Source organism: Planococcus koreensis, assembly GCF_004761975.1.
GTDB lineage: Bacteria > Bacillota > Bacilli > Bacillales_A > Planococcaceae > Planococcus > Planococcus koreensis.
On sequence record NZ_RQII01000070.1, the window covers coordinates 30280 to 53883 of the forward strand.

The following is a 23604-nucleotide window of genomic DNA, read 5'->3' on the forward strand; positions in this document are numbered from 1 at the left end:
TGTGATACACCTCGCTTATCTTATCATATCACACGGACTAAGACGACTTCCGGTATGAAAGGTTCCAAATAGGCTAGCCTAATAATAGCGGATTCCTGAGGCAAATCCAAATGAAAAGAATGCTTGTTCGATAAGTTAGTGAAGCTTTTGCTTATATGATAAACTAATGGCAATGGAGGGACGATAAATGACAGTTAAAGAACTCTCTTCCGCCTTATTTGACGAATGCGGAAAATGCCTGGACCGCTTTTACGCCATGCGCGAAAAAGACGCGGTACCGGATTTCTATAAAGATGTGAAACCATATGCAGATTACTGGCACGAGAAGATAAACGAATGGCAGCGGGAATCCTTGCTTTATATCCAGCAGGAGCGGCCAAAATATGCACATAAACCAACGATCGATACGGCTGCGGAAGGCATGGCGCAAGTTTTTGTACAAAGTTTCTATAAAGAGACAAGCAAAAAACGGTTTGTCCAAACCATCCAGGCGGCGCAATACACCTTGCAGACGCTGATGCTGGCCATCGACGAAATCGACGAAAAGGGCGAAGACAGATGATCAGAAAAAAGAAGCTACCTGAGCTGCTCGCTGAATGGAAAACAGAGCCGGACATGATGGAACGGATAGAACATTGGCATACGAAACCGGAAAAGCCGGCTGCTTATGCCGATTTCCCGCCGGCTATGCATGAAAGTTTAAAGGCGGCGCTGCGGAAAAAAGGGATTGAACAGCTTTATACGCATCAACGGCAGGCTTTCGATCTGGCAGTGGACGGCAAGTCATTTACGGCAGTGACGCCTACGGCATCCGGCAAATCGTATTGCTATCACTTGCCTGTGCTGCATAAAATCCTCAATGACCCGGGCGCGCGTGCGTTGTATTTGTTTCCCACAAAAGCGCTGGCGCAAGACCAGAAAAGCGATCTTCACGATTTGATCGAGAAAACGGAGAAAGATATCCTTTCCTATACCTATGACGGCGATACGTCACCGGCGATCCGTACGAAAGTGAGAAAAGCGGGACAAATCGTCATGACCAATCCGGATATGCTGCATTCGGCAATTCTGCCGCACCATACGAAATGGGTATCGCTTTTCGAGAACCTTCATTATATAGTCATCGACGAGCTCCATACGTACAAAGGTGTGTTCGGCACCCATGTGGCACATGTTATCCGCAGGCTGAAGCGCATCTGTGAATTTTATGGCAGCAACCCGGTGTTTATCTGTACCTCCGCGACAATCGCCAACCCCAAGGAACTTGCAGAGAGCCTGACAAATGAAGAGCATGTGCTGATCGACCAGAACGGGGCACCGTCCGGTAAAAAGCATATTGTCTTTTACAATCCGCCGATTGTCCATCCGACATTCGGTGTACGCAGAAGCGCGGTTCTTGAAGTGCGGGACCTCGCGACCCATTTGATCAAACAAGGGATCCAGACGATCGTTTTTGCGAAGAGCCGGGTGCGGGTGGAGATGCTTGTCACGTATTTGCAGGCCATCACGAAAACGAAGCTGCAGGATGAATCCATTAAAGGATACCGCGGCGGTTATTTGCCGACCGAACGCCGTGCCATTGAAAAGGGGCTGCGCGACGGTTCGATTCAATGTGTCGTGTCGACGAACGCACTTGAGCTTGGCGTTGATATCGGCCAGCTGCAGGCCTGCATCATGACCGGCTACCCTGGCAATATCGCCAGCGCTTGGCAACAGGCGGGCCGCGCCGGCAGAAGGCAAGATGAATCATTGGTCGTTTATGTGGCCCAATCCACCGCGCTCGATCAATACATCATCAACCATCCGGAGTACCTTTTGGATCAATCGCCTGAGGAAGCGCGCATCCACCCGGAAAATATCATCATCTTGATGGACCACTTGAAATGCGCGTCTTTTGAATTGCCTTTCTCGACAGACGATCAGTACGGGGAATTCGATGTCCAGGAGTTGCTGGAGTATTTGCAGGAAGAAGGGGTTCTGGTGCGCACAAGTGAACGGTGGCATTGGATGAGCGACCGATTCCCGGCGCATGACATCTCCCTGCGCTCCGCATCCCAGGAAAATGTCGTCATCATCGACCAATCGGTGCCGGCGAATACACGCGTCATCGGAGAGATGGATCGTTTCAGCGCCATGACGCTGTTGCACGAAGAAGCGATTTACCTGCATCAGGGGACACAATTTCAAGTTGAGATCCTGGACTGGGAAGAAAAGAAAGCCTTCGTCACGGAAGTTGATGTGGATTATTTCACGGACGCCAATCTGGCGGTCGAATTGAAAGTGTTGAGTGAAGACAAGTCGAAGAAATTCTACGGATCGGATGTCCAATATGGGGATATCGCTGTTTTGGCGATGCCGACGATTTTCAAGAAAATCCGTTTCGATACACACGATAATATCGGTTCGGGGCCGATTACGCTGCCTGCTGAAGAGCTCCATACTTCATCGACCTGGCTAAGTTTTACAAAACCTGCGGAATTCAGCGATTCCGAGCTGTCGGATACAATGACCGGAGCGGCTTACGCCATCGAGTCATTCATCCCGATTTTTGTCCAATGTGACAGGAGGGATGTCCACGTCGTGCCGCAGGTGAAATCGCCGCATAATGACATGCCGTCCTTTTTTATCCATGATTCATACCCGGGCGGCATCGGCATCAGCGAGCGCATCTACGATTTGTGGCAGCCGCTGCTTGAAAAAGCGCAGCAGCACGTGGAAGAATGTCCGTGTTTTGATGGCTGTCCGTCATGCATTGGTGCACAGGATGCAGCTGTCAGCATGAAAAATCATGTAATCGACTTGTTGAACGAGCTTCGAAAAGAGGGGTGACCGTCCGATGTCGTTTGAAAATAAATTGATGCAGATGAAAGGCATGCTGAAAAAGCAGCCGACTAAAAAGCAAGCCAAACCAAGAACCATTGAACGGCCTGCTTTTGAAGAAGCATGGGCGGGCATCGGCCTGGAATTGATTGAAAACCGCTTCGGCTTTGTTTACGTGAAACGGATCCGTTACCCGCTCGATACGATTCATGGCAATGTTAGTCTGTCGGAGCTGGACCGGGTGCGGACTGCGTGGGAACAAGCGCCGTTTGAGCATCCGTTCAAATTGAAAAAAGAAGAACCCATCCTGTTTTTTGATACTGAAACAACTGGCCTCAGCGGAACGGGCGCTTATATTTTCCTGATCGGCATCCTGGTGAAGAAAAGCGATCATTTTGAAATGACGCAATACATTATGCCCGATCCCTCTCATGAGGCTGCGTTTCTTTACGAAACCGGCTTGTGGCAGGCCGATGAGCCGACCATTTTTTCCTATAACGGCAAAAGCTTTGATTGGCCGCAGCTGACGTCCAGGTGGACGATGCACCGGCAAACGCTGCCGAAGCTGCCGGTGCCGAAGCAGATTGATTTGTTCCATGGCACGAAACGCATTTGGAAAAATGAACTCGAGCGCATGAAGCTCAGCACGATCGAAGCGGAAAAGCTGGGATTCGAGCGGGTCGGCGATGTCCCGGGCTTCCTCATTCCGGCGATTTATCTTGATGCGGTGAAAAGCGGCTATACGGATGGACTGGCTAAAGTGCTGTTTCATAACGAGCTCGACATTCTGTCGCTCGTTTCGCTGTATGTGCTGTCATCGGATCTGCTGATGGAGGATATGGTGTCAGAAACAAGCGGAGCTTATACCAATATCGGCAAATGGTATGCGGACTTGAAACAATACGACCAAAGTGCGGCTTATCTGGAACATGTTACACAAGAGCGCGGAAGCGGCGCTGCATTGGCGCGATTTTTCCTGGCCATCCAGAAAAAACGCAGCGGTGACCACGCCGAAGCAGTAAAGCTTTTTAAAGAAGCGGCACCGCATCTCCGCGGGGCAGCAGAAGTCGAAGCTTGGGTCCACGCTTCAAAACTGTACGAACATCAGCTGCGCAAAGTGGACCAGGCGATCATCATGGCCAATTTTGCAAAAGAGGCGAGCGAGCATACCCACGTGCGGAAATCGCTTGAGCAGGACATCCATAAACGGCTGATCCGTCTTCATGAAAAAAAACGAAAAAAAGGGCTGCAACTTGATAAGAACTAGACACGCAAAACTTGCCTTATGCTATACTTAGCGTAAAGCAAGTTTTTATTTTGCAAAAACGTCAATATCTAGTTGCACGTTACGGAAGGACGATTAAAATGGACAATAAATTCACAGCGAAAGACATTTTGGAAAAAGACTTCAAAACGGGAATGCGCGGTTATAACCAGGATGAAGTGGACCATTTTTAGATGATATCATCCAGGACTATGAAATCTTCAGCAAAAAAATCGAACAATTGCAAAACGAAAACAAGCGGCTTCGTGCTGAGATGGAAGATATGCCGAGAAAACAGGCAACTCCAGCTCCAGGAACAACCAATTTCGATATTTTGCGCCGTTTATCCCATCTTGAAAACCACGTGTTTGGCAGCAAATTGAACAACAATTGATTGGGATTGAAAGTTTCGCTCTTATAGCGTATACTTGTTAAGCCATCTGAAATTCTGGCAATCGCTCCAGTTCAGTCTGGAGAGGAAAGTCCATGCTCACACGGCCCTGCAATGGACGTAGTGATCGCGCTCAGCGAAACAATAAGCTGAGGCAGCCGCATAGCGGTTGACGGCGGGTAGAACGCCTAAGTCTTCGGATACGGCCGAAATACCCTGAAGGTGCCACAGTGACGGAGCTGCATAAGAAATTATGCAGGTGGAACGAGGTAAACCCCGCGAGTGAGAAACCCAAATTATGGTAGGGGCACTTTTCCGATGGAATCCAACGGAGGAAGAGGCAGGCTAGGCTTGCAGATAGATGGTTGCCGTCCACTAGTACGAGGCGAAAGCTGTTTGAGTACGTGGAAACAAAACATGGCTTATAGAATTTCGTTTGGCTTTAAAATGCTTATTGAAGGCTCTCCTTGCGGGGAGCTTTTCTACTTATTAGAGAATCGGATTGAACTTGCCCCTTTAAAAAACAGGGACAGGAAAAGGAGCTTATATGACTAAATTTAAATTATTAGCGACAGCTGCCATGGGCCTCGAGTCCATCGTAGCAGACGAATTGAAACAGCTTGGATACGAAACACAAACCGAAAACGGCAAAGTGTTTTTCGAGGGGGACGAACGCGATATCGCGTTCACCAACCTGTGGCTGCGGACAGCAGATCGCGTGAAAATCATCGCGGGCGAATTCAGCGCGTATACATTCGATGAATTGTTTGAACAAACGAAAGCGTTGGAATGGGAAAAATTCCTGCCGGTCGATGCCAATTTCCCAGTACAGGGGAAATCAGTGAAATCAAAGCTTTACAGTGTGCCGGATTGCCAGGCACTCGTCAAAAAAGCGATTGTGGAACGCTTGAAAAAAGCTTATCACCGCAACTCGTTCTTGGACGAATCGGGTGCCCGCTTTAAAATCGAAGTGTCGATCTTGAAAGACAAAGTCCAATTGTCGATCGACACGAGCGGAGCAGGCTTGCATAAGCGCGGCTACCGCTTGGATCAAGGGGAAGCACCGTTGAAAGAAACCTTAGCGGCAGCTTTGGTGAAACTATCCCGTTGGACGCCGGACCGGCCTTTTGTCGATCCATTCTGTGGATCCGGGACGATTGCGATCGAAGCAGCAATGATCGGACAGAACATCGCGCCAGGCTATAACCGTGATTTCGACAGCGAAAATTGGCCTTGGATGACGCAGGAGATTTGGGACAATGTCCGAGAAGAAGCGGAAGAGCTTGCCAATTACGACCAGCCGCTGAACATTCTTGGGACCGATATCGACCACAAAATGATTAGAGTGGCTGAGGAAAATGCGCGTGAAGCCGGCTTTGCCGACATCATCAAATTCCAGCAGCGCCAAATAAAAGACTTTACGACGAATGAAGAAAACGGCGTCGTCATCGGCAATCCGCCATACGGCGAACGGATCGGTGAAATCGAAGTGATTGAAGAAATGATCAAGGATATGGGCAACATCTTTGCGAAGCATCCGACCTGGTCGGTTTATATGCTGTCATCGATGGCCCGTTTTGAAACCTTATACGGCCAGCCGGCCACGAAAAAACGCAAACTGTTCAACGGCTTTATCCGCACGGACTTGTTCCAATTCTGGGGAGAACGCTCGAAAAACAAATGACATGAGAACGGAAGGGCCCCAGCCCTTCCGTTTCTCTGTGAGGAGAATTAGATGAGACAGCCATTACCATTTCCATTATCGAAAGATAAAACATTCTTTGAATCGCTGAATGACTGGATCGGGGACGTATTTTACGACGAATTGCCGGAAAAAGGCTTTGATCTGCGCGATGAACAGATTTTCATGGCGTTTCAGATTGAGCAGGCACTGAAAGACAAATCCGTCCTGTTCGCCGAAGCAGGCGTCGGCACCGGAAAAACATTGGCGTACCTTTTGCCAGCCATTGCCTACGCCCGCTATACCGGCAAGCCGGCATTGATTTCCTGTGCTGACGAAACTTTGATTGAACAGCTTGTCAAAAAAGGCGGCGACATCGACCGTTTGGACGCCATGTTCGATTTGAAATTGGATGTCCGCCTGGCCAAATCGCGGGACCAATATCTATGCTTGCAAAGGCTTGAAGGCGCACAAAAGCGCAGCGACGCCGATTTCCTGGACGATATTGAATTCAGTTTGCCGGAATTTGTCAACAAAACGTATTCGATGCAGAACACGTATCCGTACGGCGAACGGTCAAGTTATCCTGACGTCACCGATGACGAATGGCAGCAAGTCAATTACCACCCGATCCAGAACTGTACGGCGTGCGAGCTGCGCAATAAATGCGGCCAGACGATCCACCGCAACCATTACCGCGAAGCGACCGACCTCGTCATCTGTTCGCACGATTTCCTGATGGAGCACATCTGGACGAAAGAAACCCGCATCCGCGAAGGCCAGACGCCTTTGCTGCCGGAAGTTTCGCAAATTGTCTTGGATGAAGGGCATTTATTGGAATTTGCTGCACAGCGCGCATTGACGTACGAAGTGCAGGAAATGACGCTGCTGAATGTCACGGAACGCGTCATGGTTGATGGCGTACGTGAAAAAACGCTCGGCCTGATCGAGCAAACGATTGATTTACACAATGAATTTTTCCGCGTGTTGCGCGCAAATACGATTGCGTCGGACGAGGATCGCAAAGCGATCACCAAATCGGACGATTTATTGATGCTCGGCCATGAGCTGATCAATAAAATCGATTCGCTATTGGAAGAGTTCGTTTTTGAAGGCGAATTGTACACCATTCCGGAATACGATTTGAAAATTGCGGAAGAGTATTTTGACCTTTATACATTCGCCATGAAATTATTTGTCGAAAAAGGCGATGCCGTCAACTGGCTCGAAGTGAAAGATGAAATCGAGACGCTCGTCATCATGCCGCGCTTAGTGACGGATATCCTGGAAGAGAAATTCTTCGATGGCAAAATGCCGATCATTTTTTCTTCTGCAACGCTTTCCATTCAAAAAGACTTTACTTATATCGCTGACAGCTTAGGCATCGACGATTTCCAATCGTTCTCGGTGCCGTCGCCATTCGATTACGAAGAAGTCATGAAAATCTTCAAGCATGCGCTGCCGCAAGAAGAAAAATTCAGCCGCGTCTTCGACTTGTTGTCAAGTGGAGACCAGACCTTGGTATTGTTCAAATCGAAAATTGATATGGAGAACTTCAAGCAGTCTCTGCCGCTTGCACATCAATACACGATTGAATTTGAAGGGGACCGGGAATTGTCGACAGTCGTCAAAGACTTCCAGGAAGGCAAATTCCAAGTGCTGTGTTCGTATCATCTATGGGAAGGTTTGGACTTGCCGGGTGAAGCTTTGACGAAAGTCATCATTGTCGATTTGCCCTTGCCGCCGAAAGATCCGGTTTTCGAAGCGAAACGCAAATTCAGCCTGAACCCCCTTGAAGAAATCGATTTGCCGTTTATGCAGCTGCGCATTCAGCAAGGCATCGGCCGTTTGATCAGGACATCACGTGATTATGGAGAAATTCACCTTTTATTGAACGAAGAAGAATTGGTGATAGAACATCTTTGGGATAAAGTTTTGCCGGTAGCCGCAAAAAATTTCCTATAGGCCTTTCGGGTTATGATACACTGATGTTTCAATGCTTATATTGGAGGGGTTTTTGTGGATTTACAGCAATCATATAAAGAGCACGTCGCTAAAATGCGTGCCTATCAAGAAGCTATTTCGCTTCTATACTGGGACTTGCGGACAGGCGCTCCTAAAAAAGGGGTGGATTTGCGGTCCGAGACGATCGGCACCCTGTCATCTGAGCTTTTCGCTTTGTCGACGTCAGATGAATTCGGTGAAGTATTATCTGGTTTAGAAGCAGAGAAGATCGGATTAGATCCGGTCCTGAAGCGTTCCGTCGAAGAATCCCGGAAAGAATACGATTTAAGCAAGAAAATTCCACCTGCAGCGTATAAAGAATTCGTCGTGCTGCAGTCGAAAGCAGAATCCGTTTGGGAAACCGCAAAAGAGGAATCCGATTTTGCGATGTTCGAGCCGTATTTGGAAAAGCTGGTAGCAAAAACGAAAGAAATGATCGGCTATTGGGGCGAGAAGAACGGCAGTGCGTATAATACGCTGCTCGATCAATACGAGCCGGGCATGACGACGGATGTGCTGGATGAAGTTTTCGGCAAACTGCGCCAGCGCATAGGCAGTTTGGTCAAAAAAATCGCCGACTCCGACAACAAGCCGGAAACGGATTTTCTGTACAGCCATTTTCCAAAAGAAGCACAGCGTGATTTCAGCCTGCAGATTTTGCAGCAATTGGGCTATGATTTTGACGCCGGGCGCCTGGATGAAACCGTCCATCCGTTCATGACCAACATCAATCGCCAGGACATCCGCGTGACGACGAAATACGATGAGCATGATTTCCGCTCTGCGGTGTTCGGCACCATCCATGAATGCGGCCATGCGGTCTATGAACAAAATCTGGGCAGCAAGCTTGCCGGCATGCCGGTTGAAACCGGTGCATCGATGGGCATTCATGAATCCCAGTCGCTGTTTTTCGAGAATTTCATCGGCCGCAGCGAAAATTTCTGGAACCGCAATTACGCAGCCCTGCAGCACGCTTCACCCCAAGGTTTCGGGGATGTGGAAAAATCACAATACCTCCGTGCCATCAATGAAGCGAAGCCGTCGCTTATCCGCATTGAAGCGGACGAACTGACCTACGCGCTGCATATCATGGTGCGCTACGAACTTGAAAAAGGGCTCTTTAACGGCGACCTGCAAGTGAAAGACTTGCCGGAACTGTGGAACGCGAAATACGAGGAATATCTGGGCATTCGCCCTTCAACTGACGCGGAAGGCATTTTGCAGGACGTCCACTGGGCAGGCGCAAGCTTCGGTTATTTCCCTTCCTACGCGTTGGGCTATATCTACGCAGCACAATTCAAAAATGCGATGATGAAGGATCTGCCGAATTTCGACGCTTTGCTTGAAGAAGGCAATGCGGCGCCAATCTTAGAATGGCTGACGGAAAACGTCCACCAGCACGGCGCCATGAAAAAACCGCTGGAGATCCTGGAAGACGCAACAGGCGAAGGCTTGAATGCCGATTACCTAGCCGATTATCTGGAGAAGAAATACACGAGCCTATATAATTTGAACTGATGAAGTGATTTAAAAAACGATATTCCGTTTAGACATCACATTGAAGGAATATACAGATCTTCATAACTCTAAAAGCATGGACAAGGGAAACCTTTTTCATGCTTTTTTCATTTGCCTTAGCAATTGACCGAAAACAATGATTATAATGAAAGAGGAGGCGATCATATGTTGAAATCATTCAGTTTGGAAGGCAAGACTGCAATTGTGACAGGGGCTGGCAAAGGCATTGGCCGTGCCATCGCGATGGCGGTGGCAGAAGCAGGTGCGAATGTTATGCTGGTGGCGCGGACCGAAGCGGATCTGCGCAGCGTGCAAGAAGAGATCGGCAACGAACGGACTTCGTTTATTGCTGCAGACATCACAGAACGGGACCAAATCCGCAATGCTGTTCAGAAAACGGTGGAAAGATTCGGTGGATTGGATATCCTGGTCAATAACGCAGGCATGAACATCCGCTCCAAATTAGAAGACGCAAGCGATTTGGAATGGCATAAAATTATGGACACCAACGCGCATAGCGTGTTCATGTTTTCACAGGAAGCCGCCAAAGAGATGGCTTCAGGCGCGTCAATCATCAATATCAGTTCCGTCGGAGGCGACCGCGCCTTGAAAACGGGCGTCGTCTATGCGGCTTCCAAAGCGGCAATTATCCAGATGACACGCGTTATGGCAATGGAATGGGGGCCGAAGAATATCCGGGTCAATGCCATCGGCCCGTGGTATTTCCGCACACCGCTGACAGAAAAAATCTTAAGCGATGAAGAGTATTTAAATTCGATTCTTGCAGTGACGCCGATGAAACGCGTCGGAGAGTTGCCGGAAGTCGCTACGCCTGTGGTCTTTCTGGCATCGGACGCAGCGAGCTACATAACCGGGCAAACTTTATTCGTTGACGGCGGCATGTCGATCCACGGTTTTTCCTGATCACTGCTTGGCGAAATCCTTTCCTGGAAACAGGGAAGGATTTTTTTCGTTCCGCTTGAAAAAATGTTATGATATTAGCAGTATTGGAAGGTTTAACAAAGAACATCCGGAAGAAGGGAACAGACTTACATGACACAGGACCACAAAAGCGAATTGATTGAAACAGCGAGGCTCCACCAGATTTTTTTAGCCAATGAAGACACGGAGCGCGCGGCTAAAGCGGAGCTTTTTGCTAAAAAAATACTTAAGAACAATTTCATCATCGGTTTTGCCGGCCATTTTTCTTCAGGCAAATCCTCCATGATCAATGCGCTGACAGGTGAAACGATCTTGCCGTCCAGCCCGATTCCAACCAGCGCTAACATCGTTAACGTACATAAAGCAGAAAAAGACTTCGCAATCGTCAACATGAAAAACGAAAAGCCTGTTTTTTTCCCGGAGAATTATGATTTTGAAGCCGTCAAGGCATTCTGCAAAAGCGGGGATGTCACCCAAATTGACATCGGCCACCACGACTCGGTCCTTCCGGAAGGCATCACTGTCATGGATACCCCAGGCGTCGATTCGACAGACGATGCGCACCGGATGTCCACCGAGTCAGCACTCCACGTCGCGGATATGGTTTTCTACGTTATGGATTACAACCATGTGCAGTCTGAGCTGAATTTCAATTTTACGAAAGAACTCCAAAAGTACACTGAGCTGTACTTGATCGTCAATCAAATCGACAAGCACCAGTCGAATGAGATTCCGTTTGCGGATTTTCAGCAAACGGTCCATGATTCGTTTGCGGCGTGGGGCGTTGTGCCAAAAGGCATCTTCTTTACCTCGTTGAAGGATTTTAATTTTCCGGAAAACGATTTTGAAAAAGTGAAAAGCCTGGTTTCTTCGACGATGAACGATTGGAAAGGGCATGTCGGTGAAGCCACCCATTCCGCGCTGCAGCAATTAAAAGATGAACACCTGCAATTCCTGGAAGCCGAACAGATGGAACGGCTGGCTGCCTTTTCTTCGGTGTTGACCGAAGAAGAATGGGAAATGCGCAATGAGCTGAAGCTGGAAAATGAAAAAGTGGAACGCCGCTTGTCTGTGCTGGACTTTGAAAACTGGAAATCGAAATTCGAGAAAAGCCGCAAAGAGCTCGTTGAGAATGCCAATATCATGCCTTATGAGATGCGCAGCGCATTGACGAGTTACATGGAGTCGGTTCAGCCTGGCTTTAAAGTCGGTTTATTGTTCAGCGCCAAAAAAACGCAGGAAGAACGGAATGCAAGGCAACAGGAAGTGGCTGGCCATTTGGACGCGGTCACAGCTTCACAAATCACAAGCCATTTGAAAAAATTGATGAAAAATTCATTGAAAGATGCTGGCCTGCTGACGGACAGCGAATCGATTTCCATCGATGAAACAGAATTTCATGTGCCATTTTCCCTGGTGGATGATGGGATTCCGAAAAATGGTGCCGTAACAGCAGATGCCGTGCTGAATATCGCCAAAAGTATTACGACAGCTGTCCAGCGCTGGTTCATTAAAGAAACCGATAGCTGGAAAAATGAACAAGAAGAAAAGTTCAACGGCTTAACAGATGATGCGAGCACAGAAATGGATATGAAAGCGGAAGGGCTCAGCCAAAAAATGTTGGCGATCGCGACGCTTGAAGAAATGGACGAGCGTATTGCAAAAGTGAAGCGCGCATTCTCAGCTATGCTGCCGAAACAGAAAGAAGCGGCTGAACAAAAGGTTGCTAAATGGCAGGAAGAATTTCATCTTGACGAAGATGAAATGACGGTATTCGATCCTTCGATGCTTGCACCCGATAAAGTGCGTGAAACGGACGAGCGTCCGGAAGAAGAACTGGCTGTCCAGCAATTCGATGAAAACGCAGTTATCAAGCGCGCTGGCCAGACCGCAGCTGTACTTGGCCAAGTCAAAGGGTTCATGGAAACTGCGCAATACTTGAAACGCAAAGTAGGAAGGCTTGAAAACCAGGAATTTACGATCGCATTGTTCGGTGCGTTCAGTGCGGGAAAATCTTCTTTTTCCAATGCGTTGATGGGGGAATCGGTGCTGCCGGTTTCGCCGAATCCGACAACCGCTACAATCAACCGGATTCGGCCGGTGACGGCAGAGCATCCACATGAAATGGCGGATGTCCGGCTGAAAACAGTCGCTCAAATGACCGAAGACGTCCAAAATTCTTTCCAGGCTTTGGGGATTGCCATCCAGACTTTACCGGAAGCGTATGAAAAATCATCTTCGCTTCCTGCCAGTGATACGACGGAAAAACAAGTCCATCAATCATTCATCAATGCGTTCCGAAATGGCTATACGCAATTTGAAAAAGAGCTTGGCAAGACGCTCCGCGTCAACCGGGAAGAGTTCGGCTTGTATGTGGCCAAAGAGGAACGCAGCTGCTTCGTCGATGAAATCGACTTCTACTACGACTGCGAATTGACGAGGAACGGCGTCACACTAGTAGATACACCGGGAGCAGATTCGATAAATGCCCGCCATACGAATGTGGCATTCGAATACATCCGCAATGCCGACGCGATTTTGTTCATCACGTATTACAACCATGCATTTGCACGGGCGGACCGGGAGTTCCTCATTCAGCTTGGCCGCGTCAAGGATGCTTTTGAGATGGACAAGATGTTTTTCGTTGTCAATGCCATCGATTTGGCAAACAACGAAGAAGAAAAACAAGCTGTCGTTGATTATGTAAGAGATGAATTGCAGCGCTTCGGCATCCGTTTCCCACGGCTTTATGGTGTATCCAGCCTGCAAGCCCTGCGCGAGCGCGCCAGTTCGGGTGTGCCGGAATTCGAAACAGCATTCCAGCATTTCCTGAAAGATGAATTGAAAGGCATGGCAGTGCAGTCTTTGGCGGAAGAAGAACAGAAGGCTGTTGATCGCTTTAAAGGGCTGATCGAACAGACGGAACGGAATTTGATGCGCAAAGACGAGCGCTTGTCGGAACTGAAAAAACTGGAGCAGCAATTGCGGATATTGTTCAGTGCCTCTGCTTCGGCAATCCTGTCCCGCGAGACGCTGCAGGAACTTGACGAATTGCTTTATTACGTCAACCAGCGCGTGTTTTACCGCTTCAACGACTTTTTCAAAGAAGCGTTCAACCCGTCAGCTTTTTCCGGCAAGAGTTCCCAGCAAGCGCTTGACGGCGCATTGGCAGAGATAACCGAGATGGCAGCATTCGATTTTCAGCAGGAGCTGCGTGTTACGAATTTCAGGCTGTCCCAGTTTATCGATAAGAAAATCCTGATGCGTTTCAAGGATGATACTGCAAAGCTGAAAGAACTGAATCCGGACTTTTCTTTCACACCGTATGAAGTGGAAGAAGCGCCAGTCGGCGATGTTTCAAAACCGTTCGAACGAGCGGATTACAGCAGCGTTAAAGGGTATTATAAAAACAATAAAGCCTTTTTCGAGAAAAATGAAAAAGAGAAGCTCCGCGATGCATTGCAATCATTGATGCAGCCGGACGCCCAGAAATACTTAGCAATTGAAAAAGCCCGGCTCGGCGCTTGGGCGGAGCATTTGGTCGACCAGGAAGCAGAAGGGCTGCGCCAGCATATCCTGAGGCAGGCGGTTGACCAGATTGAATCCGAACGGACCTTGCTGCAGCAGCAGGAAATTTTGGACGAATGGAAAAAATCTTTATCCACTCTCTCACGCGAAAGGAAGTAATCGAATGAAAGTTTTTATAGATGTCCAAGGCACGGAAAATTATCGCTGGATCGATGCTCGTTTTGATCTGAAAGATCCTGTATCTGGCAAAAACATGTACGATAAAGGCCATGTCGAAGGGGCGATTTACTGGGATTTGGAAGAAGATTTATCCGACATGTCATCGAATGCAGGCCGCCACCCGATGCCTGGCAAAGAAAAAATCGCAGAGTTGATCCATGCCAGCGGGCTGGATCCGAAAGACCATGTTGTCGTCTACGACCAAGGCGGTGCGCCATTTGCTGCCCGTGCATGGTGGCTGTTGAAATATGCAGGGTTTGAAAACGCCTTTATCAGCAGAGTCGGATTTGAAGACTTGCAGAAACAAGGAATCAATGTCTCTACTGAAGTGCCGGTGTTCGATCGCACGGATGTGGCATTGAATTTTGAAGAGCCGCTCTACGCAGACCAGGATTACGTCAAGAAAATCATCAGCGGCGATGAGCTTGGCGTCCTAGTAGATGCCCGTTCCGCAGCACGCTATGCTGGGCTTGAAGAGCCGATTGATCCTGTATCGGGCCGCATTCCGGGTGCGCGCAATTTCGACTGGGAGAACTTGGTTGAAAACCGACAAATTAAAGGGGAAGCCGACTTTAGCGAAGTGCTGCAAAAACACGAACCCGCGGTTATTTATTGCGGAAGCGGTGTTTCAGCAGCCGTTTTATACGCTAAATTAGCGGAACAGGGGCACGATTCACTCAAACTCTACACAGGCAGTTTCTCAGACTGGATCACCGATGAAGCGAACGTCGTGGAATTTGACCGCGAAGAACACCCGAAAGCAGCCGATGATGAAACAAAAGCATTGCTTGCACGCCTGATCGACGAAGGTTATTCAGGTGAAATGCTGATGAAGAAATTCGAATACGAGAAATCATTGTTGAACGGAAAATAAACAAAACCCCCGCTTTTTTCAAAGTGGGGGTTTTGTCTATTCTTTTTCTGCAGTTTCAATCTCAGCTGGTTCTGGTGTTTCTTTGCGCGTCAGCTGGACGGTGATGATCTGGTGGTTTTCCATTTCGATGACGGTAATCGTATGTGCCGGCAAATCGATTGATTCACCTTCGTTGATTTCCGTGTTCTTCATTTGGACCCATCCGCCGATCGTATCGACGTCTTCGCTGTCATCAAAAGAAATGGCAAAGCGGTCTTCAAGGTCGGAAAGCAGCACGCGGCCGCTTAATAAATAATTATGGGCATCAAGCGCTTTGATTTCATCCGCTTCGTCCTCGTCGAATTCATCGCGGATTTCACCGACAATCTCTTCGAGGATATCTTCCATCGTTATGACACCGGCCGTGCCGCCGTATTCGTCAATGACAATCGCCATATGAACTTGTTGCCGCTGCATCGTCAGCAATACGTTTTGAATCGGAGAACCTTCTACCACAAAAGGAATGTCATGAACATTGACACTTTCTTTTAAATTATTGTTCATTGAAAAGGTGGTGAGCATTTCCTTGATGTTGACAAAACCGATAATATCGTCCTTGTCGCCATTTTCGGTTACAGGATACCGGGTATATTGATGTTCACGGACGATTTCCATTAAATCGTTATGATCCATTTCAAGCGAAATCGTTTCCATTTGCGTCCGCGGAATCATGACATCTTTAGCCTGGCGTTCATCGAAAGAAAAGATGTTCTGCATATACGACAATTCAGTCTGGTTGATCTCTCCGCTTTGATAGCTCTGGTTCATGATGATTTTCAATTCTTCTTCCGAATGTGCTTGTTCATGGCCAGCAGGCTCAACGCCAAATAAGCGAAGCAGCAAGCGGGCGGAACCATTCATCAGCCAGATGGCCGGATTCATGATCTTGCCGAAAATGATCAACGGACGCGAAAAGAACAAAGCCATTTTTTCGGAATACTGAATTGCCAAAGTTTTAGGCGCAAGTTCGCCCAGTACAACATGCAAAAACGTGATACCGGTGAAAGCGATGGCAAATGATAGTACAGATGCCGTCGGTTCGCCAATTCCGTAATTCTCGAACACCGGGTGCAGAATGCGTTCAACAGTCGGTTCACCAAGCCAACCAAGCCCGAGGGCAGTGACGGTGATGCCTAGTTGGCACGCGGACAAATAATAATCCAGGTGTTCTGAAATTTTCTTTGTCAACACTGCGTTTTTATTGCCTTCCATAATCAATTGGTCGATCCGCGACTGCCTGACCCGAATCATTGAAAACTCCGATCCGACGAATAACGCGGTTAAAGCAATTAATATGGCCACCAAAAACAAATTTAAAATAAGTATACTGTCCAATTGTTCCCTCCGGCTAGGAGGGTTCACCTCAGCTTTCTAAAATATGGACTTAATTATAGCATATTTTACCGCTATTTTGTTGCACTGGCAAATTGACTCAACTTTTGAGCAATTTAAAATCAATGTTGTTGAATACGTATGGTTTTGGATTTATGATAAAGAGTAGAAAAGGAGTGACATCATGAAACCCTTATGGCATGGAGGCATTATTTATACAATGGCGTCGGAAGGCGAAACCGTTGAAGCGGTGCTCGTTTCGGATGGTAAAATAGAGCAGGTAGGTTCTTATAGTGAATTGAAAAAGCGGGCGGATGAAGAAATCGATTTGCAGGGTAAAGTCCTTTATCCAGGTTTTGTCGATAGCCATATGCACATGATCGGCCATGGCGAAAAATTGCTGCGGGTGGATTTGTCCAAGATCGAATCAGCAGAAGAAATGAAAGCGGAATTGATCCGCTCGACAAAAAACCTCCCAATAGACGAATGGTTTATCGGGGAAGGCTGGAACGAAAACAATTTTGCTGACCGCAAAATTTTCCATCGAGACGAATTGGATGAGATTTCTGCATCACCGATGCTGTTGAAGCGCGTTTGCCGCCATGCCATTTTGGCGAATTCAAGTGCGCTTAAATTGGCAGGCATCACAAAAGACACACCGGATCCCGAAGGCGGCGTCATCGTCCGCGACAATAACGGCGAGCCGACCGGTTATTTACTGGATGCTGCGCAAGACCTTGTTTCAAGCCAAGTGCCGGAAGTGAGTGTCGACTATCTGACGACTGCCCTGAAAACGTCTGTGGAGGATTTGCTGTCGCTCGGGTTGACTGGTGCCCACACGGAAGACATGGGCTATTACGGTGATTTTAACCGGCCGTTGCAGGCGTTCAAAAACGTCATCGGCGGACCCTTGAAATTCCGGGCTCATCTGCTGCGGGCCCATAGCGTATTTGAAAACATGATGGAAACGGCTGAATACAATGAACCCTTTATTGATCCGGGCGCAATGAAAATATTTGCAGACGGCTCAATCGGCGGAAAAACGGCGTTGCTCAGCAAACCGTATAACGACGACCCGGCTACAAGCGGTGTGGCGATGCACAGCGACGATGAGTTGAAGCGTCTCGTCGGGATGGCGCGCAAGCACGGCGAAGCGGTTGCTGTCCACGTGATCGGCGACTTGGGAATGGAAAAAGCGCTTGACGCGATCGAAGCCCATCCTGTTCCGGCAGGGAAAAGGGACCGGCTGATCCATGCAATGGTTGTGCGGGAAGATTTGGTCGAACGCATGCAAAAACTGGACGTGGCGTTGGACATTCAGCCAAGCTTTGTGACTTCGGATTTCCCATGGGTCGTTGAACGGCTTGGCGTCGAGCGCATCAATTGGGCCTACGCTTGGAAGAGCCTGCTCGATAAGGGGCTGATTTCAGCTGGCGGCTCGGATGCGCCAATCGAAGAAGTCGATCCGCTGCTTGGCATTTACGCAGCGGTAGCGAGAAGAAAGCCGTACGAAACACACGAAGGCTATATGCCGCACGAAAAGCTCAGCCGCTTCGAAGCGATTCAATTGTATACAAGCGGCAGTGCAGCGGCAATCTGCAAAGAGCATGAACGCGGCCGGATCCTGGTCGGTTTTGACGCAGATTTCACCGTGCTGGATCGGGATTTGTTTGCAGGAGAACCGGAACAAATCGTTGAAGCGCAAGTGGAGATGACAGTCGTTGCGGGTGAAGTGATGTTTGCCAAGAAAGCGAAAGCAAAGCAGAAAGAGGGGATGGTTTGATGCCAGTGACACCAACAGCGATCCTCGACAGTTTGGCAGCAGCCGAAAAGTCAGGTGTCGATATGGGGAGCCCGAAAGCGGTTGTAGATTTTATGCTTGCACAAGGCGAACGCCAATCGATCTTGTATTTCTATAAGCCGAATAGTGTCGAATTCGATTTTGATAAATTTGAAGGCATTGTGAAAGAAATGCGCACGCGCAAAGAGCAATAAAGGATTCTGATTTCAATGAACCTATGATGAAAAAATAAAGGCAGTCCGTGAAAGTCATTTTAAGACTTTCACGGACTGCCCTTTATGTTTGCGGAATGTTATTTGCCGCCCAATATATTGAACAAGCCCCCGGCGATGCTGCCTTCACCTTGTGAGCTGCCGGCGGGGTTTTGGGGTGCAGCCGCAAAGACGCGGCTCGCCAGACGGCTGAAAGGCATCGATTGGATCCAAACACTTCCAGGTCCGCGCAGTGTAGCAAAGAACAAGCCCTCGCCGCCGAATAAAGCGGTCTTGATGCCTGCGACCCGTTCGATATTGTAATCCACATCAGCTGTCATGGCAACGAGGCAGCCGGTATCGACTCTAAGGACTTCGCCTTTTTGAAGATTTTTTCGGATCAGCGTTCCGCCGGCATGGACAAAAGCTAAGCCATCGCCTTCGATTTTTTGCATGATAAAGCCCTCGCCGCCAAAAAAGCCGGCTCCGAGTTTTTGCTGCAATTCAATGCCGATGGAAACGCCTTTGGCTGCTGCTAAAAAAGAATCTTTTTGGCAAATGATTTTGCCGCCGAGCGTGCTCAAGTCCATGGCGATAATTTTACCGGGATAAGGAGCGGCAAACGAAACATGGCGTTTGCCCGTTCCGTTGTTCGTAAAAGCAGTCATAAACAAACTTTCACCCGTCAGTACACGCTTGCCGGCACCCATCAGCTTGCCCATGAGGCCGGAGCCGCCTGAACTCTTAGAACCGTCGCCGAAAATGGTTTCCATCGTGATGCCGTCTTCCATCATCATCAATGCACCAGCTTCCGCAATCACTGTCTCTGCTGGATCTAGCTCGACTTCAACGAATTGCATATCGTCACCGTGTAATTTAAAATCGATTTCATGATTATTCAAGTAAGTTCCTCCTCAAGATTCTATTTTTCCATACTGCTTATACGGTCTATATACGCTAAAGGTTTCGCCAAATTTCATCAAACTCCTGCAATGAACCGGTCGTTAAAGAGGTGCTCTTCCGGTAGCCAGCGAAATGTGCTAAAATTTAGACAAACCGTTTAGGGATGGGGATATATTATGGAGATGGCATTATCATTATTAATTATCGCGGTGGCGATTTTCGCTGGCTATTCATTGAAGAAATTTTACGACAAGCCGTATATCGTGAATTTCGCTTTAGCGGCCATGCTGCTGCTGATTGTTCTTCGGACAGTGCTCTTGCAGCCAATCAATACACTTGGCTGGGCTGCAATCATCATTTGTTCTATTGCATTCGTTTTCCAGGCAGTTCTTGGCGTAAAGAGTTTGAAAGCCAAGCCACACGTACAAGCATAGAAAAGACGGCCCTTTCTGTAATGAGAAAGGGCGTCTTTTGGGTTAAAGCTGGCTTAGGGCTTCTTCAATCAAAACATCTCCTGATATGATTTCGAAGGTTTTATTAAACACATGGACATTGTCGAGTGAATAGAAAAGGACGCCGGCAACATCTTCGCGCGGTATCGGACCGGATTCCAGGCTTTCTCTTGCCTCGATCCGGCCAGTTCCCGGATCATTTGTCAATAGCCCCGGCCGGATGATTGTGTAGTTCAAGCCACTCGTCCGGAGAATGTTATCTGCATGGTGTTTAGCGACATAATAAGGGGCAATTTCGTCTCCCCATGATTCGCGTTTGTCAGCGTGGATGGCGCTGACCATTAAAAAGCGGTCAGTTCCGGTTTGTTCGGCGGCTTCGATTGATTTGGCGGCACCATCCAAGTCGATCAGCAGCGTCTTGTCCGCGCCGGTATCACCGCCGCTGCCTGCAGCAAATACAGCAGCATCGCAGCCCTGCATTGCTTGTGCGATGTCATCTACGCTGTCTTCGAGCGACGCTAAAACCGATTGGACTCCAAGGCTATTGAAAAAGCTGATTTGGTGCTGCCTTCGGATCATGGCGATTGGCGTATGAGCGCTGCTGTCAGCCAACAGTTTGACGAGATGCCTGCCAATTTGGCCATTTGCTCCTATCACTAATACTTTCATCTGTATCTGAACCTCCTCGCTGAATATCTTTTTACTGATATACCCTTCATGGAAGGGAGTAAGCGAACGAATCAAGGGTTTTCGAAATAATAAAAAAATTTCTGCACAAGCTGCGGCACTTTAGTATAATATAACTAATCTACTTTTTTTCAATTTAACGTTTTAGGAGGAATTTTATGGAACCACGCCGTATACGAAAATCAGACAAAACAACGAACGAACTCCATTCATCAGGGCTTTCATTGGGTGTAGCGCAAATGGATGTAAAAAAGCTTGATCGAAAACCAAGTGTCATCTGGGACTTCTTAACCCAATCGTTTTTATTTTTGCTAGGGGGAGTCATCCTCTGCGCATTGCTTTATGGACTCATTTATTTTACATAATGGAAGTTAAGGGAGGAGCCGCGATATGATCATTTACCCAGCATTATCCAAGCAGTCGATTGGAGTGACGGCGCCATCATCCGGCGTTGCTCCAGAAATCCACAATACGCTGAAACAAGCAATCAAGCGGCAAGAACAAAGGGGCTTCCAAGTCACAGTCGGTGAAACTGCTTGGACGCAAGCATTGGCCAAATCGGCTCCGGCAGAAGCAAGAGCCGCCGAGTTGATGGAAATGTTAAGCGATTCTTCTATAGACATCGTCATGCCGCCATGGGGAGGGGAATTATTGATTGAAATCCTGGAATTCATGGATTTTCAAAAAATCCCCGCAAAATGGGTTGTGGGCTATTCGGACATCAGCGTATTGTTACTGGCAATGACGTTGAAAACGGGTATTGCGACGGCGCATGGCTTGAATTTCGTGGATTTGAGAGGGCCGGAAACGGATGCTGTCAGCGCGAAATGGCTCGAAGTGCTTCAAACGGCTGCAGGTGAAAGCATCGAGCAGGAGGCGTCCCAAAAATTCCAGCTGAGCTGGGACCATGAAAATCCATCGCCTGTCGTTTTTCATCTGACCGAAGAAACCCAGTGGAAAACGGTGTCTGGTGAAACTGAACATATGGAAGGGCGGTTGCTCGGAGGCTGCATCGATGTGATCCGCCATCTAATCGGCACTCCCTACGGTGATGTCGACGCTTTCCGCAAGGAGCACATTCCGGGAGAGCCAGTCATCTGGTACTTGGAGAATTGTGAAATGAATATTGCCGACATGAAACGATCGCTGACGCAAATGAAATATGCAGGCTGGTTTTATGGCATATCCGGCATCGTTTTCGGCAGAAGCCCGGCCAATGAGCCGGTCAATGGCTACACTGCTGAAAAAATGTACGCCGATCTTTCGGAAGAATTGGGAGTTCCGATCATCTACGATATCGATTGCGGCCATGTACCGCCTCAGCTTACGTTCGTCAATGGAGCACACGCAGTAATTGAAGCGGGCGGCGGAACCGGAAAAATGTTGATGCAATTTTCATGATAAAGGAGCGATGTCCATGGAAATCCGGAAATTGACTACCGCTGATGCGATGGACTACAGGGCTCTTCGCTTGGAAGCATTGGCGAACGACGGAGATGCATTCGGGGCTTCGCTGGAAGATGCCCAGCGTGCACCGCTGTCAAAGACAGCTGACCGGCTGGCAGGTACAGATGCGATGACATTCGGCGCTTTTCTGGAAGGTAAACTGGTAGGCAATGTGACACTGTCGCGTGACACAGGAACAAAACTGCGGCACCGGGCATCCGTCTACGCCGTTTACGTGACAGCTTCGGCAAGAGGGAAAGGCATCGCGCATCGATTGATGCAAGAACTCATCGCGGCCGCTGGCGCCATTGAAGAAATCGAAAAATTGTATCTGGCGGTGTCCAGTGGAAATACTGCTGCTTTGAAACTCTATAAAAATTTGGGTTTTGAAAAATACGGAATCGATGTGCGGGCGATGAAAATCGGCGGTCGCTATGTCGATGAAGAGCTGATGGTTAAATTCCTATGAAAAAAGCGCCCAAAAGGCGCTTTTATTCATTGCTGAGCCTATATAATTTGTCGTCGCCTTCGATCGGTGTTCCGCGTCCATCCGTGTTGTTGGAGATGAAATAAATATTTGTCCCGTCCGAGTAAACATCGCGGACCCGGCCGAACCCTTCGATGGAGTCGGTGACTTCGCCCGTTTCCAGATCCATGACCTTCACAGCTGTGCCGCGGAGTGCCGCAATATAAAGCAGGCCATCCTGAATGGCCAGTCCGCTAGGTGCCCAAGTGTCATTTGAACCCGTCGTAAAATAAGGAGTGACGAGGCCGTCCTTGGCTTCTTCGCCTTCGATGAGCGGCCACCCGTAATTATCGCCTTCATTGATAATATTGATTTCATCATTTGCAGATTGGCCGTGCTCAGAAGCGTACATATCATCGCCGTTCCAGGCAATGCCTTGGGGATTCCGGTGGCCGCTGGAATAAATGATGAATTCATCGTTGTCATTCAACTTCAGGATCTTGCCATTGACTGAACCCATATCCTGGGCAAGATCGGGTTCAGATGAATCCCCGATGGTTGCATAGAGGGCACCTTCTTCATCGAGTTCCAGTCTGCCTCCGTGGTGGACATTCCCCGTCGGGATGCCTTCAATCAAAACTTCGGTTTCTTGCCAAGCATCGCCTTCGAGCTGGAAGCGTGCAATCTTATTGAAAGACTTGCCATCCCGTTCATAAACATAATAGCCGTAAGCTTTGCCGCTTTCTTCAAAATCCTTTGCCAGAACGAATCCAAGGAAGCCAGCTTCAGCCGCATTTGACAATGGATCGGAGAAATTAACTTGCTGGTGCGCCACAACGCCTTCCGCATTTACATGTGCGACAGTGCCAGGGCGTTCCGAAATGTAAAATTCATCGTTGATTTTATTGATCGACCAAGGGGAATCCAATCCTTGTGCAATCGCCTCCGTAGGGGCAGTCGCGTTCTCGGGATTGGCAGGAGCGTCATTGCATGCCGCAAGAAGCGCAACGGATAGAAAAGGCAAAACAAATTTCCTCATAACAAAA

At 48.4% G+C, this 23604-nt stretch carries 19 protein-coding genes, 1 other RNA gene and 1 pseudogene; 17 read left to right on the plus strand and 4 right to left on the minus strand.

The window, feature by feature from the left end:
• Nucleotides 1–187 precede the first annotated feature (187 nt).
• The 11 genes and pseudogenes from EGV91_RS15975 (at nt 188) to EGV91_RS16025 (ending at nt 15241) form a co-directional block, all read left to right on the plus strand.
• Entirely contained in the window at nt 188–562 is a 375-nt protein-coding gene (locus tag EGV91_RS15975; protein WP_135505468.1) for a YppE family protein, read from the plus strand.
• Nucleotides 559–2829 carry a DEAD/DEAH box helicase gene (locus EGV91_RS15980; RefSeq protein ID WP_135505470.1) on the plus strand — a complete coding sequence of 757 codons (2271 nt, stop codon included), beginning with the start codon at nt 559–561 and terminating at the stop codon, nt 2827–2829. Before EGV91_RS15975 ends, EGV91_RS15980 begins: the two co-directional genes overlap by 4 nt.
• 7 nt (nt 2830–2836) lie before the next feature.
• Complete coding sequence (locus EGV91_RS15985; protein ID WP_135505472.1) at nt 2837–4087, plus strand: ribonuclease H-like domain-containing protein; 1251 nt, start codon at nt 2837–2839, stop codon at nt 4085–4087.
• Between the two features lie 98 nt (nt 4088–4185).
• Nucleotides 4186–4478: pseudogene (gpsB, locus tag EGV91_RS15990) on the plus strand (cell division regulator GpsB).
• A 49-nt stretch (nt 4479–4527) separates the two neighbouring features.
• Nucleotides 4528–4905: RNase P RNA component class B (rnpB, locus tag EGV91_RS15995), an RNA gene on the plus strand.
• Nucleotides 4906–5022: 117 nt separating this feature from the next.
• Nucleotides 5023–6159 carry a THUMP domain-containing class I SAM-dependent RNA methyltransferase gene (locus EGV91_RS16000; protein WP_135505474.1) on the plus strand — a complete coding sequence of 379 codons (1137 nt, stop codon included), beginning with the start codon at nt 5023–5025 and terminating at the stop codon, nt 6157–6159.
• A 51-nt stretch (nt 6160–6210) separates the two neighbouring features.
• Entirely contained in the window at nt 6211–8121 is a 1911-nt protein-coding gene (locus tag EGV91_RS16005) for an ATP-dependent DNA helicase (protein ID WP_135505476.1), read from the plus strand.
• A gap of 54 nt (nt 8122–8175) precedes the next feature.
• Nucleotides 8176–9678, plus strand: coding sequence for a carboxypeptidase M32 (locus EGV91_RS16010; RefSeq protein WP_158290630.1), 1503 nt, complete (start codon nt 8176–8178; stop codon nt 9676–9678).
• Nucleotides 9679–9843: 165 nt separating this feature from the next.
• On the plus strand, nt 9844–10602 hold the full coding sequence (locus EGV91_RS16015; RefSeq protein WP_135505478.1) for an SDR family NAD(P)-dependent oxidoreductase: 759 nt from the start codon (nt 9844–9846) through the stop codon (nt 10600–10602).
• Between the two features lie 129 nt (nt 10603–10731).
• Nucleotides 10732–14307, plus strand: coding sequence for a dynamin family protein (locus EGV91_RS16020; protein WP_135505480.1), 3576 nt, complete (start codon nt 10732–10734; stop codon nt 14305–14307).
• Between the two features lie 4 nt (nt 14308–14311).
• Nucleotides 14312–15241, plus strand: a complete 930-nt coding sequence (locus EGV91_RS16025) for a sulfurtransferase (RefSeq protein ID WP_135505482.1) — start codon at nt 14312–14314, stop codon at nt 15239–15241.
• 36 nt (nt 15242–15277) lie between these two features.
• On the opposite strand, the gene EGV91_RS16030 is transcribed toward EGV91_RS16025, so the two are convergent.
• Nucleotides 15278–16615: a hemolysin family protein gene (locus EGV91_RS16030; protein WP_135505484.1), complete on the minus strand. Its 1338-nt coding sequence runs from the start codon at nt 16613–16615 to the stop codon at nt 15278–15280.
• Nucleotides 16616–16796: 181 nt separating this feature from the next.
• Here EGV91_RS16030 and EGV91_RS16035 point away from each other — a divergent pair, with 181 nt between their 5' ends.
• Complete coding sequence (locus tag EGV91_RS16035; protein ID WP_135505486.1) at nt 16797–18395, plus strand: amidohydrolase; 1599 nt, start codon at nt 16797–16799, stop codon at nt 18393–18395.
• Nucleotides 18395–18607, plus strand: coding sequence for a hypothetical protein (locus EGV91_RS16040; protein WP_135505488.1), 213 nt, complete (start codon nt 18395–18397; stop codon nt 18605–18607). The genes EGV91_RS16035 and EGV91_RS16040 overlap by 1 nt, the downstream gene beginning before the upstream one ends.
• A 98-nt stretch (nt 18608–18705) precedes the next feature.
• Here EGV91_RS16040 and EGV91_RS16045 read toward each other — a convergent pair whose 3' ends face one another.
• Nucleotides 18706–19506 (minus strand): TIGR00266 family protein, encoded by an 801-nt coding sequence (locus tag EGV91_RS16045; RefSeq protein WP_135505490.1) that lies wholly within the window; start codon nt 19504–19506, stop codon nt 18706–18708.
• Nucleotides 19507–19683: 177 nt separating this feature from the next.
• Between EGV91_RS16045 and EGV91_RS16050 the strand changes: the two genes are divergently transcribed.
• Complete coding sequence (locus tag EGV91_RS16050; RefSeq protein ID WP_135505492.1) at nt 19684–19941, plus strand: hypothetical protein; 258 nt, start codon at nt 19684–19686, stop codon at nt 19939–19941.
• 42 nt (nt 19942–19983) lie between these two features.
• Here the strand turns inward: EGV91_RS16050 and EGV91_RS16055 are convergent, their stop codons facing one another.
• Nucleotides 19984–20628 (minus strand): SDR family oxidoreductase, encoded by a 645-nt coding sequence (locus EGV91_RS16055; RefSeq protein ID WP_135505495.1) that lies wholly within the window; start codon nt 20626–20628, stop codon nt 19984–19986.
• Between the two features lie 176 nt (nt 20629–20804).
• Here EGV91_RS16055 and EGV91_RS16060 point away from each other — a divergent pair, with 176 nt between their 5' ends.
• The 3 genes from EGV91_RS16060 to EGV91_RS16070 are packed head-to-tail and all read left to right on the plus strand — an operon-like array spanning nt 20805 to nt 22561.
• Nucleotides 20805–21011, plus strand: a complete 207-nt coding sequence (locus tag EGV91_RS16060) for a hypothetical protein (protein WP_135505497.1) — start codon at nt 20805–20807, stop codon at nt 21009–21011.
• A gap of 25 nt (nt 21012–21036) precedes the next feature.
• Nucleotides 21037–22047, plus strand: coding sequence for a S66 family peptidase (locus EGV91_RS16065; RefSeq protein ID WP_135505499.1), 1011 nt, complete (start codon nt 21037–21039; stop codon nt 22045–22047).
• Nucleotides 22048–22063: 16 nt separating this feature from the next.
• Nucleotides 22064–22561 carry a GNAT family N-acetyltransferase gene (locus tag EGV91_RS16070; protein ID WP_135505501.1) on the plus strand — a complete coding sequence of 166 codons (498 nt, stop codon included), beginning with the start codon at nt 22064–22066 and terminating at the stop codon, nt 22559–22561.
• Nucleotides 22562–22583: 22 nt separating this feature from the next.
• On the opposite strand, the gene EGV91_RS16075 is transcribed toward EGV91_RS16070, so the two are convergent.
• Entirely contained in the window at nt 22584–23597 is a 1014-nt protein-coding gene (locus EGV91_RS16075; RefSeq protein WP_135505507.1) for a PQQ-dependent sugar dehydrogenase, read from the minus strand.
• Nucleotides 23598–23604: the final 7 nt, after the last annotated feature.

Coding starts and splice junctions, on each gene's coding strand:
- EGV91_RS15975 (WP_135505468.1), top strand. CDS start 188: ATGACAGTTAAAGAACTCTCTTCCGCCTTATTTGACGAATGCGGAAAA.
- EGV91_RS15980 (WP_135505470.1), top strand. CDS start 559: ATGATCAGAAAAAAGAAGCTACCTGAGCTGCTCGCTGAATGGAAAACA.
- EGV91_RS15985 (WP_135505472.1), top strand. CDS start 2,837: ATGTCGTTTGAAAATAAATTGATGCAGATGAAAGGCATGCTGAAAAAG.
- EGV91_RS16000 (WP_135505474.1), top strand. CDS start 5,023: ATGACTAAATTTAAATTATTAGCGACAGCTGCCATGGGCCTCGAGTCC.
- EGV91_RS16005 (WP_135505476.1), top strand. CDS start 6,211: ATGAGACAGCCATTACCATTTCCATTATCGAAAGATAAAACATTCTTT.
- EGV91_RS16015 (WP_135505478.1), top strand. CDS start 9,844: ATGTTGAAATCATTCAGTTTGGAAGGCAAGACTGCAATTGTGACAGGG.
- EGV91_RS16020 (WP_135505480.1), top strand. CDS start 10,732: ATGACACAGGACCACAAAAGCGAATTGATTGAAACAGCGAGGCTCCAC.
- EGV91_RS16025 (WP_135505482.1), top strand. CDS start 14,312: ATGAAAGTTTTTATAGATGTCCAAGGCACGGAAAATTATCGCTGGATC.
- EGV91_RS16035 (WP_135505486.1), top strand. CDS start 16,797: ATGAAACCCTTATGGCATGGAGGCATTATTTATACAATGGCGTCGGAA.
- EGV91_RS16040 (WP_135505488.1), top strand. CDS start 18,395: ATGCCAGTGACACCAACAGCGATCCTCGACAGTTTGGCAGCAGCCGAA.
- EGV91_RS16050 (WP_135505492.1), top strand. CDS start 19,684: ATGGAGATGGCATTATCATTATTAATTATCGCGGTGGCGATTTTCGCT.
- EGV91_RS16055 (WP_135505495.1), bottom strand. CDS start 20,628: ATGAAAGTATTAGTGATAGGAGCAAATGGCCAAATTGGCAGGCATCTC.
- EGV91_RS16060 (WP_135505497.1), top strand. CDS start 20,805: ATGGAACCACGCCGTATACGAAAATCAGACAAAACAACGAACGAACTC.
- EGV91_RS16065 (WP_135505499.1), top strand. CDS start 21,037: ATGATCATTTACCCAGCATTATCCAAGCAGTCGATTGGAGTGACGGCG.
- EGV91_RS16070 (WP_135505501.1), top strand. CDS start 22,064: ATGGAAATCCGGAAATTGACTACCGCTGATGCGATGGACTACAGGGCT.
- EGV91_RS16075 (WP_135505507.1), bottom strand. CDS start 23,597: ATGAGGAAATTTGTTTTGCCTTTTCTATCCGTTGCGCTTCTTGCGGCA.